This is a genomic window from Marinobacter nanhaiticus D15-8W (genome assembly GCF_036511935.1).
Taxonomy (GTDB): domain Bacteria; phylum Pseudomonadota; class Gammaproteobacteria; order Pseudomonadales; family Oleiphilaceae; genus Marinobacter_A; species Marinobacter_A nanhaiticus.
This window is the reverse complement of sequence record NZ_AP028878.1, coordinates 3,022,001-3,037,227: the sequence shown is the minus strand read 5'-3', so window position 1 is coordinate 3,037,227 and position 15,227 is coordinate 3,022,001. Positions and strand designations below refer to the sequence as shown.

The following is a 15,227-nucleotide window of genomic DNA, read 5'->3' as shown; positions in this document are numbered from 1 at the left end:
GGGCGGGCTGCTTTGTCGCTGTGGAGCTGGAGACCGTCCGGCTTTTCCGGATGCGCTCCAGACTGCCGCCAGGGAGTGAGCGCCCGGTCCACTGAGTACGGAAAATTGAAACAATGGAGACGGACTATCCATGCTTTCAGCGCGATTGCTGACTATTCCTGTGGCCCTGGCTATTACGTTCGCCGGCAACTTGGCCCATGCGTTCGATCTTGCAGATGTTGTAGAGATGGCCAAGACCCGGGCCCAGAATGCGTACGAACCTCCTGCTCCTGCTCCTCAGTTTCTTCGCGACCTCAGCTATAGCGATTATCAGGCTATCCGCTTCAAGCAGGAGGCAAGCCTGTGGCGCCAGGGAAAGTCCCGGTTTCAGGCGGAACTGATCCCGCCTGGCAGTTACTACACCCATGCTGTCAAATTGCATGAGGTGGACAGCGAGGGCGTCAAACCTATCACCTTCGACAAGACCAATTTCAACTACCCCAACGATGCCTTCGCCAAGCGTGTACCAGCCGATCTCGGTTATGCGGGTTTCAAGCTGACTTTCCCGCTATACACGGAAACGACCCAGAACCAGTTCCTTACCTTTGGCGGCGCCAGCTATTTCCGCGGTATCGGTCGTGATAACCGGTTTGGTCTCTCTGCGCGTGGAATTGCGGTAGATACCGGCTTGCCCTCCGGGGAAGAGGTCCCCAGCTTCGTCGAGTTCTGGCTCGAGCGTCCTGCCGGGGGCAGCGATACGATGCGTGTTTATGGGTTGCTCGAAGGACCGAGTGTGACTGGGGCCTATCGCTTCGATATCCACCCGGGCGACGCCACGCGTATCGACGTCACGGCAGAGCTGTTTTTCCGTGACAATGTGGAGTTGTTGGGCCTCGCCCCCCTGACATCCATGTTCTACTACGGTGAGAACACCGTCCGCCCGGCGGGCGAGTGGCGCCCCCAGGTCCATGATTCCGATGGCTTGCTTATCCACGATGGTGCCAGTGGCGAATGGCTCTGGCGGCCCCTGATCAATCCCCGTTCGTTGCGCATGAGCTACATGCAGATCGGCAACCTCAAAGGGTTCGGGCTGATGCAGCGCAATACCCGCTTCAATCAGTTCGAGGATATGGAAGCGCGTTATGACCTGCGGCCCAGCGCCTGGGTCGATGCCAAGGGCGATTGGGGCAAAGGCGACGTCGTACTGGTCGAGATTCCCACCCGTTCCGAAACGAACGACAACATCGTGGCTTTCTGGCGCCCGGAACAGAGGGTTGGTGGGGGTGATCACCGCAAGCTTGAATACACGCTCAGCTTCGGCGGTCCGTCGATTGCGAAGCAGCCTGCAGGCCACGCTACCCAGACATTCGTTGGCGAAGGGGACAGGATAGGTGGCGGTAACGTCGAGGGCGCCTTTCGCCTGATCGTCGATTTCAAGGGTGGGGAGCTGGATAAGCTCAAACCCGATGCGCCTGTCGTCAGTCAGGTTACCGGCAGCGAGGGCGTGGAGGTCATTGAGCATTTCGTAGAGTACAACGAGCCGGAGCAGGCGTGGCGACTGTCGACACTCGTACGCCCGGCTCCGGAAAAAACGATGAGCATACGCGGCTTCCTGAGTGTTGAGGGCAAGCCGCTGACCGAAACCTGGACCTATGAGTTGCCTGTGAACTCGGACCTGAGGGCTCCGGAAGAGTAGTTGGACCGGCCGCAAGGATCGTCAGGAAAGCAGGTTTCGGGATAAGGAGGAAGGATGTCTCGCGCAGTTTGTCAGTTGGCTCTGGATCGCATTATCGCCTACGTGCGAGGGTGCGGGGTCGAGCTCACCCCCGAGATTTGCCGTAGGGCGCTGCAGTTGGTCGATAGGGCTCTGGCTGAGGCCAGTAACGGCGAGGTCATGGAATTGGCCATGAACCTGGTGCCGGAGTATTTCGACCTACCACACATCCATGTTCCCCAGCAGCATCCGGAGCTAAAACGCGGCAGCATCGGGTACAGTCCCTATGTCTGAAACCTTGCATCACAGCAGAACCGCGAAGACGACCGTCGACCAGGCGGACAAGCGACGTCGTCATGCCTGGCGTGGCGTTGCCTTTATGCGTCGGGCCCTGCTTATTCTGTTCGTCCTGGGGCAGACGACTGTGGCCTGTTACTACCTCCTGTGGGTCCTGCCTTATCACGGCGGGACCGCGGTGGAGATGGGTTTGCTTATCCTGTTCGCGCTGCTGTATTCGTGGATTGCCGTAGGTTTCTGGACAGCGGTACTAGGCTTCGTGCTGCGACTGTTCGGCGGGGATCGTCATTCGCTGCTCAAGCGACACAAGCCAGAGGAGCTGGACCAGACGCCCTTGGGCAAGACAGCGATCGTGATGCCGATCTACCACGAACCGGTTCATCGAACCCTGAGTGGTCTCAAGGCGGTTTATCGGGATATCGAACGGGCCGGCCAGATCGAGAACTTCGAGTTCTATATACTCTCCGACAGTCGCGATCCGAACGTCTGGTTGGAGGAGCAGGCGACCTGGCACCGTTTCTGTGAAGAACTCGGTGCGGAAGGTCGATTGTTCTACCGCCGGCGCACGGTCAACCTGAACTACAAGAGCGGCAACGTGGCCGATTACCTGCGACGCTGGGGGCGTCGCTCCAAGTACATGATCGTGCTGGACGCCGACAGCCTTGTTAGCGGAAAAACCCTGGTGCGCATGGTGCAGTTGATGGAGCGCGAGCCTCAGGTGGGCATTCTCCAGACCAACCCAACGCTCATCAATGGCCAGTCGATGTTCGCGCGAATGCAGCAGTTCGCCAACCGCGTGTATTCGCCGTTGTTTGCCACCGGTCTTGCGGCGATCCAGATGGGCGATGCCGCTTTCTGGGGGCACAATGCGATCCTTCGTGTGGATGCCTTTATGCGCCATTGTGGACTGAGGAAGCTGCCCGGCTTCGGTATTTTCGGCGGACCGATCATGAGCCATGACTTTGTGGAGGCTGCCTACATGGGGCGGGCGGGCTACGAGGTTTGGCTTGAGCCGGGTCTGGGGCAAAGTTACGAAGAATCACCGCCGTCGCTGTCGGACGAGTTGACCCGGGACGAGCGTTGGTCGAAGGGCAATATACAGCATATCTGGATCATGCTGTTCGGCCGCAAAATCCGCTTCGCCCACCGTATGGCGTTCATGAACGGCATCATGGCCTATGTGGCTTCCCCTCTGTGGCTGACTTTTCTCATCCTTACCACGGTGGAGGCGGCGCAGATGGCGCTGTCACCGATCGACTATTTCCCTGAAGGTCATCAGGGGCTCTTCCCACTCTGGCCGGAATGGCGTCCGGAGTGGGCGCTAGGGCTTGCCTTGAGTACTGCCGTGCTGCTCTTCTTTCCGAAATTCCTGGCCATTCTGGACGCGCTTATCCACCGCCAGTCGAAGTATTTCGGTGGCTTCTTGCGGCTGTTCGTTAGCGTCGTGATCGAAATCGTCGTCTCCGTATTACTGGCGCCGGTGCGCATGTTGGCGCACAGCCGGTATGTATTGGGCGCCGTGCTGAATTTCTCGCTCAGTTGGGCGGGCCAGAACCGGACTGAAGAGACGACGTGGCGGGAGGCTTTCATTACCCAGCTCCCCGGACTGATCGTCGGGGCTTCCTGGTCGGCATTCGCCTGGAGCCTGGACCCTCTGTTCTTCCTGTGGTCGTTGCCGGTCGCCATACCGCTGATCCTGGCGGCGCCCACCTGTGTGTTCCTGAGCCGCGTCAGTGCCGGCCGGCGGTTACGTGACCGCAAGCTGCTCCTGATACCCGAAGAACTCAAATCCAGTCAACTGCTTGATGACGCGGAGATCAGTCGGGAGGCCGAGCCGGACGAGTCACCGCTGACATTTTTCGAGGAAGCTGTCCTGCGCCCCAGGCTGAACGAAATGCACCAGGCGTTTGCCGGTCGGCATCGTAGGCAGGTGCGGGCTGAGGTGCTCGAATCGACCGTCCGTCGCTGCCTGAGGGAAGGGCCAGAGGTATTGACCCGCAGCGAACTCAGTCATTTGTGCCGTGACCGTGAATCCCTCGCCGCGCTTCACCAGGAAGCCTGGCGGGCACGCCCCGACAGCTATTGGGGACGCAGAATCGAGAAGCTCGCGGCCATGGACTGACTGATCGACCTGGATGTGCATCGCCTGAATGCGGGCGGACAGGTATGTGATTAGCTGCAGAAAGATGCAAGACAAGGGAGGCGAGAAGCCAGCATGGATAGACGTACTGTCATGAAGATGTTTGCTGCGGTTGGCGTCCAGGGAGTACCGCTGACAGCGTTGTTTAACTCCACTCTGGCGCATAGCCGACCGATTGGGGAACCCCAGGAATTCAGTTACGCATGGCTAAAGGGGCGCGCTCGCGAACTGGCCGCAAAGCCATTCGAATCGCACGAGGGAGAAATTCCGCGGTCGTTGCAAAACATCTCCTGGGATGATTACCAAGCTATCCAGTTTCGTCCTGAAAAATCGCTTTGGCAAGGTAACGATATTAACTTCAGGGCCCAGCTGTTCCATCTTGGCCTGTTTTTCAAGACGCCGGTCACCATTCATGAAGTCATCGACGGCAAAGCTCAGCAACTGGGTTACGACCCGGAATATTTCAAATACGAAGGGGAAGAGCCTCTCGGCGATTTGCCTGAAGACCTGGGTTACGCCGGCTTCCGTATCCAGTTCCATACCAATTTCAAGCTGGATCTCGCGGCCTTTCAGGGCGCGAGCTACTTCCGCGCGGTTGGCGAAGAAATGCAGTACGGCATGTCCGCCCGGGGCCTGGCAATCGATACCGCCACGGACCACGAGGAAGAGTTTCCCAAGTTCACCGCCTTCTGGCTGGAGAAGCCGAAACCCAACAGCACCAAGCTGACGGTCTATGCACTATTGGATTCTCCCAGCACCACCGGCGCTTACGTTTTCGACCTCTATCCCGGCCGCAACATGGTCATGGACATTGGCGCGGCGCTTTACCCCCGTAAAAACATCGAACGGATTGGTATAGCACCGCTCACCAGCATGTACCAGGTCGGCGAGAACAGCCAGCGGATGGATTATGACTGGCGCCCGGAGATCCATGACTCCGATGGGCTTTCCATACATACCGGTAGTGGCGAGTGGATTTGGCGGCCGCTGGTCAACCCGCGGGGAATCCGGGTTAACAGCTTCGTGGATCAGAATCCGCATGGTTTCGGTCTGCTGCAGCGAGATCGCAGTTTCGATCACTACCAGGACGACGGCGTGTTCTATGAGAAGCGCCCGAGTGTTTGGGTTGAACCCAAGGAAGATTGGGGCAAGGGCCAGATCATGCTGGTGGAGATTCCCACGAACGACGAAACGTTCGACAACATCGTCGCGTTCTGGAACCCGGAAAAGCCTTTGGCGCCTGATCAGGAGCACCTGTTCTCATATAAGCTGCACTGGGGGGAAACCCCGCCAGTGAAACCCTACGAGCTGGCCACCGTGCAAGCGACACGCACCGGTCTGGGCGGCGTCGTGGGACAGAAGCGTGAATACTTCTCCTGGCGCTTTGCCATCGACTTCGCCGGCGGCATGCTGGATATGCTGGGTGAGAATGCTGAAGTGGTGCCGGTGATCACGAGCAGCCGCGGCCGTATTGAAATCACATCTGCGCGCCCGCTGCACTCGATTAACGGCTACCGTGCCATGTTCGACCTGGTTCCGGACGATTCCGAGGAGCCCATTGACCTTAGGCTCTATCTCAAACTCGGCAACCAGCCGCTAACCGAGACCTGGATCTACCAGTACACGCCGCCGCCCATGGATCAGAGGACGTTGTATTGAGGGAAGCCGCAAACACATGATGCGGTTCACGTTGCTCACCAAGCATCCTGCGCAGGTACATATAGACTCGAACCGAACGTAGGATGCCGGTGAGGCTTGCCGAACCGCATCACCTTGGTCCACGTAACCGCATTCCTTTCAGCGTCGCCGACCCCTGCCTTCCAAGCTGTTTGACCTGCCGCTTGTTAACAAAACTTGGCTTTTCTACCGCCTTCTTGCCAACAGTCCTTGGGTTGTGCGTTCGAATTGTTGACAAAAACGAATCCCAGGCGTAGCTTTCCCAAAATCAATGACCTTTTTGTCGACAAAATATGCTTGATATCGTACCTCCAACCCAAACGCGTGCTGACGAAGCCTTCGATTGTCTGCAAACGGCAATCGTCAAGGGCGAGCTCGCTCCGGGTGAAAAGATCGGCGAAGTGGAACTCTGTGAGCGCTTTAACCTGACTCGTGGACCCTTGCGCGAAGCTTTGGGACGTCTGGAGTCCCGCGGTCTTCTCGTACGTCGCCCACACGCCGGCTTCAAGGTAATGGCCATGAGCGGCGACGAGCTGCTGGAGCTCTACCGTATCCGCGAGGTGATGGAGGGGCTGGCAGCCCGACAGGCGGCTGAGCGCATGACAGATAGCGAAATCGCGGACCTGCAGGCGCTACTGGACCGTCACGAGAAGATTGTTGACGAAGCGCAGGGCCAAGCCTACTACCAGCACGAAGGCGACTACGATTTCCACCACCGTATTGCCACCGGCAGCCGCAACCGTAAGTTAAGCCAGATGTTGTTGGGTGACCTCTATTATATGGTGCGTATGTATCGCTACCGTCTGAGTACGTCCGCTGGCCGTCCTCACAAGGCGTTGCGTGAGCACCGCAGCATCGCGGATGCCATCGCCCAGCGGGACGGTGAGTTGGCGCAGTTCCTGATGCAGCGCCATATCAATGCTGCACGGCTGAATATCGAGAGAAAGATCCGGGAAGGTGAGCTGGACATCTAGGCACCTGGAGATCGGCCGGGAAAAGATTCTCGGAAATTATAAAGAATACAGAGGAGCGTTCGTTATGACCCAGTCACTGACCGCCGGGGCGCGTTTCCGCAAGGCCCTGAAAGAGAACACGCCGCTGCAGATTGTCGGCACCGTCAACGCCTACTGCGCCATGATGGCGGAGAAGGTGGGCCACCAGGCGATCTACCTATCCGGTGGTGGTGTCGCGAACGCGTCCTACGGTCTGCCGGATCTCGGTATGACCACCATGAACGATGTCCTGGAAGATGTGCGGCGGATTACTGCGGTGACCGATACACCGCTTTTGATCGACATCGATACCGGCTGGGGCGGGGCATTCAACATTGGCCGTACCATCAAGGAAATGGAACGGGCTGGCGCCGCGGCTGTGCACATTGAGGACCAGGTGGCCCAGAAGCGTTGCGGCCATCGTCCAAACAAGGAAATCGTATCCCAGGATGAGATGGTCGATCGTATCAAGGCCTGCGTTGACGCCCGTAACGACGACAACTTCTTCGTCATGGCACGTACCGATGCATTCCAGCGCGAAGGTCTGGAGCCGGCCATCGAGCGCGCCCGTGCCTGCATCGAAGCCGGCGCAGATGGCATCTTTGCCGAAGCGGTCACGGAGCTTGAGCACTACCGCGCATTTGCCGACGCGTTGGACGTACCCCTCCTGGCCAACATCACCGAGTTCGGCGCCACACCGCTCTACAATTGCAAGGAGCTGGCCGACGCTGGCGCGGGCATGGTCCTCTATCCGCTCAGCGCCTTCCGTGCCATGAACAAGGCAGCGCTCACCGTGTACCAGAATATTTTGGAGAAGGGCGACCAGAAGGACGTCGTGGATATGATGCAGACCCGCATGGAACTCTACGATTTCCTCAACTACCACGAGTTCGAACAAAAGCTCGACGAGTTGTTCAAACAGCAGAAGGGCTGATTAGCAGCTGCCCAGGCCCGGGGTGCACGGGCAACCGGATTTGCGGGTAACCCGATTTTCGGGAACAGCCCCGCCAGACACCATAAAAAAGTAAAAAACAAACGCAACGATGAATAAGGTGACGACCATGGCAGAGAAACAACTGGGTGGCGCCGGACTGCGCGGCCAGGTGGCGGGACAAACCGCCCTGTGTACCGTCGGACAAAGCGGCACTGGATTGACCTATCGTGGCTACGACATCAGCGACCTGGCTGAGTATGCCCAATTCGAGGAAGTCGCGTACCTGCTGTTGCGCGGCAAATTGCCGAACCGGCAGGAATTGAATGACTATACCGCGAAGCTGCGCAAGCTTCGCGCGTTGCCAGATGCATTAAAAGCTGTTCTGGAACAGATCCCCAAGAACGCCCATCCGATGGACGTCATGCGCACCGGCTGCTCTATGCTGGGTAACCTGGAGACCGAAGAGGACTTCAGCGAGCAGGACGACAAGATCGACCGCATGCTGGCGGTCTTCCCGAGCATCATCACCTATTGGTACCGCTTCGCCCACGAGGGTGTGCGTATCGAGACCGACGGCGACAGCGAGTCCATCGGCGGCCATTTCCTGGAACTGCTGCACGGTAAGAAGCCCAGTGAGCTGCATGAGCGGGTAATGAATGTCTCGCTGATCCTCTACGCTGAACACGAGTTTAATGCATCGACGTTTACTGCCCGGGTATGCGCGTCGACCCTGTCCGATATCCACAGCTGCGTGACGGGGGCTATTGGCACCTTGCGCGGACCGCTACATGGCGGCGCGAACGAAGCGGCCATGGCACTGATCGAGAAGTTCAAGACGCCGGATGAGGCCGAGCAGGGCCTGATGGGCATGCTGGAGCGGAAGGAAAAGATCATGGGCTTCGGTCACGCTATCTATCGCGAGTCCGATCCGCGCAACGCCATCATCAAGAAGTGGTCAGAGAAGCTGGCCAAAGAAGTGGGCGACGAGGTGCTGTATCCCGTCTCCGTGCGCTGCGAGGACGTCATGTGGCGGGAGAAGAAACTGTTCTGTAACGCCGACTTCTTCCATGCATCGGCCTATCACTTCATGGGCATCCCGACCGAACTGTTCACGCCGATCTTCGTGATGTCGAGGGTTTCAGGCTGGACCGCTCATGTGAAAGAACAGCGCGAGAACAACCGCATTATCCGCCCGAGCGCCGACTATACCGGCCCAGCCCATTCAGAATGGGTGCCGATAGATAAGCGGTAAGCCCGTCAATGAATAAGAAAGCCTGATGAGAGCGGGGAGCGGACCATTCACTGGCCGCTCCCAATCCTTGCCCCTCTGCCTGAATCGAGCGTTTAGCGATGAATACCCAATACCGTAAATCCCTTCCCGGTTCCGACCTGGACTTCTTCGATACCCGCCAGGCGGTAGACGATATTCAGCCGGGCGCCTATGACAAGCTTCCGTATACGTCCCGCATCCTCGCCGAGCAGTTGGTGCGCCGCTGCGAGCCGTCGATGCTCAGTGACTCACTCAAGCAGCTCATTGAACGCAAACGGGACCTGGATTTTCCCTGGTATCCGGCCCGGGTGGTCTGCCACGACATTCTTGGCCAGACTGCGCTGGTCGACCTGGCGGGTTTGCGTGATGCCATTGCAGAGAAAGGCGGTGACCCGGCGAAGGTCAATCCTGTGGTGCCGACCCAGCTGATTGTCGACCACTCCCTAGCCGTTGAGCATGCTGGTTTTGAATCCGATGCGTTCGAGAAGAACCGCGCCATCGAGGACCGCCGCAACGACGACCGCTTCCACTTTATCAACTGGACCAAGACGGCGTTCGAGAATGTGGATGTGATCCCGCCCGGTAACGGCATCATGCACCAGATCAACCTGGAGAAAATGTCGCCGGTGGTTCAGGTGCGTGATCGCGTGGCTTTCCCCGACACCTGCGTGGGGACTGATTCCCATACGCCGATGGTGGATGCGCTGGGCGTGATTTCCGTTGGTGTGGGCGGTCTTGAGGCAGAGAGCGTGATGCTCGGGCGTGCATCGATGATGCGCCTGCCGGATATCGTCGGTGTGGAGCTGACAGGTAAGTTGCAGCCCGGGATCACCGGGACCGACATGGTCCTGGCGATCACCGAGTTCCTGCGTAAGGAGCGGGTGGTAGGTGCCTACCTGGAGTTCTACGGCGAAGGCGCGGACAGTCTGACCGTTGGCGACCGCGCGACGATCTCCAATATGACGCCGGAATATGGCGCCACCGCCGCAATGTTCTACATCGACGACCAGACCATCGATTACCTGAAACTGACCGGTCGTGATGACGACCAGGTGGCGCTGGTCGAACAGTATGCAAAGCATACCGGACTCTGGTCGGACGCCCTGAAGACGGCTGAATATGAGCGCGTCCTGAAGTTCGATCTGTCCAAGGTCACGCGTACCCTGGCCGGTCCGTCCAATCCTCACGCCCACCTACCGACCTCCGAACTGGCCCAGCGTGGTATTGCCGGTCAGTGGGAAGAGGAAGAGGGCAAGATGCCGGACGGCGCGGTGATCATCGCGGCGATCACCAGCTGCACGAATACCAGCAATCCGCGCAACATGATCGCCGCCGGCCTGATCGCCCGGAACGCCAACAAGCTGGGTCTGACCCGCAAGCCCTGGGTCAAGTCGTCACTGGCCCCGGGGTCCAAGACGGTCAAGATGTACCTGGAGGAAGCGAGCCTGCTGCCGGAACTGGAATCCCTCGGCTTTGGCGTTGTGGCGTTCGCCTGCACCACATGCAATGGCATGAGTGGCGCCCTGGATCCCAAGATCCAGCAGGAAGTGATTGACCGCGACCTGTATGCCACGGCTGTGCTATCGGGCAACCGCAACTTCGACGGCCGGATCCATCCGTACGCCAAACAGGCCTTCCTGGCGTCGCCGCCGCTGGTCGTGGCCTACGCCATTGCTGGCACCATCCGCTTCGATATCGAGAAGGACGCGCTGGGGCACGATCAGGATGGCAACCCGATTACCCTCAAGGACATCTGGCCCAGCGATGAGGAAATCGATGCCATCGTCAAGCAGAGCGTCAAGCCCGAACAGTTCCGGGAAACCTATATCCCGATGTTTGACGTTACCCGTAAAGCCCAGGCGATGGTCAACCCGCTGTACGAATGGCGCCCGATGAGTACGTACATCCGCCGTCCGCCGTATTGGGAAGGTGGACTGGCGAAAGAGCGCACGCTCAAGGGCATGCGTCCTCTCGCGGTGCTGCCGGATAACATCACCACCGACCACCTGTCGCCATCCAACGCTATCCTGCCGAGCAGTGCGGCCGGTGAATACCTGGCGAAGATGGGCTTGCCGGAGGAAGACTTTAACTCTTACGCAACCCATCGCGGCGATCACCTGACGGCCCAGCGCGCGACCTTTGCCAACCCGAAACTGTTCAACGAGATGGTCCAGGACGAGAAGGGCGAAGTGAAACAAGGCTCCCTGGCACGCATTGAGCCGGAAGGCAAAGTCACTCGCATGTGGGAAGCCATTGAAACCTACATGGATCGCAAGCAGCCACTGATCATCGTGGCCGGCGCGGATTACGGGCAGGGCTCGTCACGCGACTGGGCTGCCAAGGGCGTACGTCTGGCGGGTGTCGAGGCTATCGTGGCGGAAGGCTTCGAGCGTATCCACCGGACCAACCTGATCGGTATGGGTGTGCTACCGCTGGAATTCCAACAGGGCACCACGCGCAAGACTCTGGGTATCGATGGCACTGAGACCTACGATGTCATCGGCGAATTCAAACCACGCGCGACCCTGACGCTGGTAATCAACCGTAAGAACGGTGAGCGGGAGGACGTGCCCGTGATTTGCCGGTTGGATACGCAGGAAGAGGTTTCGATTTACGAGGCTGGCGGGGTATTGCAGCGTTTTGCTCAGGACTTTTTGGAGGCTGAGGCTGAAAAAGAGACTGCTTGAATAGGCTTCTCCGTCGAGGGTATGGAGCGGCCCACAAGGCTGAGTTACTGGCAGCCCATTGGGCTGCTCCGAAGCTAAAGCGTCGGCTACATTTTGCGATCAACTCGAGCATGTAGCAGAAGCTTCAGCTTCTGAGGCACCCTCATGCGATGGCCTCGTTCGACGTTGGAAGATTAGGCCGCAGCCATTCTCCGGTCACAAGGCAATTTTTGTCGAGGTTTTGGAGGTTCAATGCATGCCTTGTGGGGCAGCCCACGGGGCTGCTCCGAAGCTAAAGCATCGGCTACATTTTGCAATCAACTCGAGCATGTAGCAGAAGCTTCAGCTTCTGAGGCGCCGCAGGTGCCCATGATCTTCACCTCACGGCAATCTCCGTATCGCCAGATTCGTGGAAGCAATAGCGAGTCACAACGCCAATTTGTTCGGGACGAATAAGCAATGACCCACAAACCACAAATCAAAATCCCCGCCACCTACATGCGTGGCGGCACCAGCAAGGGCGTATTTTTCAGCCTGAAGGACCTCCCGGAAGTGGCCCAGGTCCCGGGCGAGGCAAGGGACCGGCTTCTGCTCCGGGTCATCGGCAGCCCCGACCCCTATGGCAAGCAGACCGACGGCATGGGTGGCGCCACGTCGAGCACCAGTAAAACCGTTATTCTTTCCAAAAGCGAAAGCCCCGACCACGACGTCGACTACCTGTTCGGCCAGGTCTCCATCGACAAACCTTTCGTGGACTGGAGCGGCAACTGCGGCAACCTGTCATCAGCGGTAGGCGCCTTCGCCATCAATGCAGGTCTGGTGAACGCGGAGCGCATTCCCGAGAATGGGATTGCCACCGTTCGCATCTGGCAGGCCAACATCGGGAAAACCATCATTGCCCGCGTTCCCATAACCGACGGGGCCGTCCAGGAAACGGGTGATTTCGAACTCGATGGCGTTACTTTTCCGGCTGCGGAAGTCCAGATTGAATTCATGGACCCGGCAGACGGCGACGGCGCGATGTTCCCCACGGGTAATGTGATGGACGATCTGGAAGTGCCTGGTATCGGCACACTCAAGGCGACCATGATCAACGCGGGGATTCCGACCGTATTCGTTAATGGGTCTGACATCGGCTTCACCGGTACCGAACTGCAGGAAGCGATCAACGGCGACGACAAGGTGTTGGCCATGTTCGAGTTGATCCGAGCGCACGGTGCCGTACGGATGGGTTTGATCAACAGTATCGACGAGGCAGCCAATCGTCAGCACACACCGAAAGTCGCGTTTGTCGCAAAACCGGCGGACTATGTGTCTTCCAGCGGTAAAGCGATCCAGGCCAGCGATATCGATCTGTCGGTGCGGGCGCTTTCCATGGGTAAGTTGCACCATGCGATGATGGGCACGGCTGCCGTCGCTATCGGCACCGCGGCAGCCATTCCCGGCACACTGGTGAACCTTGCAGCAGGCGGCGGCGATCGTAACGCTGTGCTGTTCGGTCACCCTTCGGGCACGTTGAGGGTGGGTGCCGAAGCGAAGCAGGTGGATGGCGCATGGGTCGTCGAAAAGGCCATCATGAGCCGTAGCGCCCGCATTCTGATGGAAGGCTGGGTGCGCGTGCCAGGGGATAGTTTCTAGATCCCGGCCGGGCGCTATGATCGTACTGCCGCCTGAACCCTTGACAAGCCCTCCCTACGAGCCAAGCTCATAGGGCGGGTGACTCGATCAGAGGTTTCAAAATAAGGGAGCCTCGCAGCCCCGGGGCTTCTCCATAGCAAAGGAGGATGCACCTATGTCCGCGACGTTTGATCTGAACGAACGCCCTGACTACGACCAAGTCCTGCAGGAAATAGCTGACTACGTGCTCAACTTCAATGTTGAGAGTCAGGAGGCGCTGGATACGGCCCGCAACTGTCTGATGGACACGATCGGCTGCGGCTTGCTCGCGCTGCGCTTCCCGGAATGTACAAAGCATCTGGGGCCCATCGTCGAAGGTACGACAGTTCCCTATGGCGCGCGCGTTCCAGGAACGTCCTTTCGCCTCGACCCTGTCAAAGCCGCCTGGGATATTGGCTGCATCATTCGCTGGCTGGACTACAACGACACATGGCTTGCCGCGGAGTGGGGCCATCCTTCAGACAATCTTGGCGGTATCCTCGCCGTCGCAGACCACCTGTCGCAGAAGCGTGTTGCCCAGGGAAAACCTCCCATGACCATGCGGCAGGTGCTCGAAGGCATGATCATGGCCCATGAGATCCAGGGTGTCCTGGCACTGGAAAACTCCTTCAACCGCGTGGGTCTGGATCACGTGGTCCTGGTGAAAGTCGCCTCTACCGCGGTTGCCGCCAAGCTCATGGGGGCTAACCGTGAGCAAATACTCTCTGCGCTGTCCCATGCCTGGGTGGATGGGCAATCGTTGAGAACCTATCGTCATGCGCCAAACGCGGGCTCTCGCAAGTCGTGGGCGGCGGGCGACGCCACGTCCCGGGCTGTGCGATTGGCAGATATCGCCATGCGTGGAGAGATGGGTATTCCCGGCGTTCTCAGCGCGCCCCAGTGGGGCTTCTACGATGTGGTCTTCAGCAAGACCAACAAGGACCAGACGCTGAAGCCTGAGGATAAGCGCCAGTTTTCGCTACCCCAGGCATTCGGCTCTTACGTGATGGAAAACATTCTGTTCAAGATCTCGTTCCCGGCGGAGTTTCACGCGCAGACCGCCGCGGAAGCTGCCGTGCGATTACACCCGGAGGTCAAGGACCGGCTGGACGATATCGACAGGGTTGTGATCACCACCCACGAGTCGGCCATCCGCATCATCTCCAAAGTCGGCAAATTGGCTAACGCCGCCGATCGCGACCACTGCCTGCAGTATATGGCCGCCGTACCGCTGATTTTTGGCAGTCTTACCGCGGAGCACTACGAAGACAGCTTCCACGAAACGCATCCGATCATCGACGAGATAAGGGACAAGATGGAGGTCGTCGAGGACGAACGCTATACCCGCGAATACCTCGAGCAGGACAAGCGCTCGATTGCCAATGCCATCCAGGTTTTCTTCAAGGATGGTTCCAGCACCGAGAATATCGCGGTCGAGTACCCCATTGGCCACCGCAGACGTCGGGAGGCGGGCATACCGCTACTTGAGGACAAGTTCCGCAGTAACCTAGCGACACGCTTTCCGCCCCAGCGCTGCGAACAGATCTTTGATCTCTGCGCGGATCAGGAGAGCTTGGAAGCCATACCGGTACATGAATTCGTGGAGTTGTTCGTCATATAGGCGATCAGGCACCCACGTGACCCGGGAATGAGGAAGAAAGGCTAAGGGGGGAAGTGACATGATGGCGAAAAGTGTAAAGGGAGGAGCTTGTCAGACAGCTTCGCTTTACAGTCATGTCACACTATTTTACACATTTCATTACGGATAGTTCATGAAGTCTGACTTTGGCTGGAGCGCCAAAGCCGTTAGCTGCCTACGCGATAGCCAGCCCTCTGTTGCGGAATGGCCCCAATGATGGCGCAGTGCCTACGATTCTGTCGCGCTTGCTGCAAATCTTTTGC

At 58.5% G+C, this 15,227-nt stretch carries 10 protein-coding genes; all 10 read left to right on the top strand.

Going from position 1 to position 15,227, the window contains the following annotated elements; genetic code table 11:
* Positions 1–130: 130 nt before the first annotated feature.
* The 10 genes from RE428_RS13470 to prpD all read left to right on the top strand — a co-directional run bounded on the left by RE428_RS13470 (position 131) and on the right by prpD (position 14,946).
* The gene (locus RE428_RS13470; protein WP_004582545.1) at positions 131–1,675 is read left to right on the top strand and encodes a glucan biosynthesis protein G; all 1,545 of its coding nucleotides are present in this window, start codon (positions 131–133) and stop codon (positions 1,673–1,675) included.
* A gap of 54 nt (positions 1,676–1,729) precedes the next feature.
* Complete coding sequence (locus tag RE428_RS13465) at positions 1,730–1,987, top strand: hypothetical protein (RefSeq protein ID WP_004582544.1); 258 nt, start codon at positions 1,730–1,732, stop codon at positions 1,985–1,987.
* Entirely contained in the window at positions 1,980–4,112 is a 2,133-nt protein-coding gene (mdoH, locus tag RE428_RS13460; protein WP_004582543.1) for a glucans biosynthesis glucosyltransferase MdoH, read from the top strand. Before RE428_RS13465 ends, mdoH begins: the two co-directional genes overlap by 8 nt.
* Before the next feature lie 93 nt (positions 4,113–4,205).
* The gene (locus RE428_RS13455) at positions 4,206–5,789 is read left to right on the top strand and encodes an OpgD/OpgG family glucan biosynthesis protein (RefSeq protein ID WP_040882701.1); all 1,584 of its coding nucleotides are present in this window, start codon (positions 4,206–4,208) and stop codon (positions 5,787–5,789) included.
* 311 nt (positions 5,790–6,100) lie between these two features.
* Positions 6,101–6,781: a GntR family transcriptional regulator gene (locus tag RE428_RS13450; RefSeq protein WP_004582541.1), complete on the top strand. Its 681-nt coding sequence runs from the start codon at positions 6,101–6,103 to the stop codon at positions 6,779–6,781.
* A 64-nt stretch (positions 6,782–6,845) separates the two neighbouring features.
* Positions 6,846–7,733 carry a methylisocitrate lyase gene (gene prpB, locus RE428_RS13445; protein ID WP_004582540.1) on the top strand — a complete coding sequence of 296 codons (888 nt, stop codon included), beginning with the start codon at positions 6,846–6,848 and terminating at the stop codon, positions 7,731–7,733.
* A gap of 127 nt (positions 7,734–7,860) precedes the next feature.
* Complete coding sequence (gene prpC / locus RE428_RS13440; protein ID WP_004582539.1) at positions 7,861–8,985, top strand: bifunctional 2-methylcitrate synthase/citrate synthase; 1,125 nt, start codon at positions 7,861–7,863, stop codon at positions 8,983–8,985.
* A gap of 98 nt (positions 8,986–9,083) precedes the next feature.
* Positions 9,084–11,690, top strand: a complete 2,607-nt coding sequence (acnD, locus tag RE428_RS13435; protein ID WP_004582538.1) for a Fe/S-dependent 2-methylisocitrate dehydratase AcnD — start codon at positions 9,084–9,086, stop codon at positions 11,688–11,690.
* Positions 11,691–12,128: 438 nt separating this feature from the next.
* The gene (gene prpF / locus RE428_RS13430; protein ID WP_004582537.1) at positions 12,129–13,307 is read left to right on the top strand and encodes a 2-methylaconitate cis-trans isomerase PrpF; all 1,179 of its coding nucleotides are present in this window, start codon (positions 12,129–12,131) and stop codon (positions 13,305–13,307) included.
* A gap of 154 nt (positions 13,308–13,461) precedes the next feature.
* Positions 13,462–14,946 carry a 2-methylcitrate dehydratase gene (gene prpD / locus RE428_RS13425; protein ID WP_004582536.1) on the top strand — a complete coding sequence of 495 codons (1,485 nt, stop codon included), beginning with the start codon at positions 13,462–13,464 and terminating at the stop codon, positions 14,944–14,946.
* Positions 14,947–15,227: the final 281 nt, after the last annotated feature.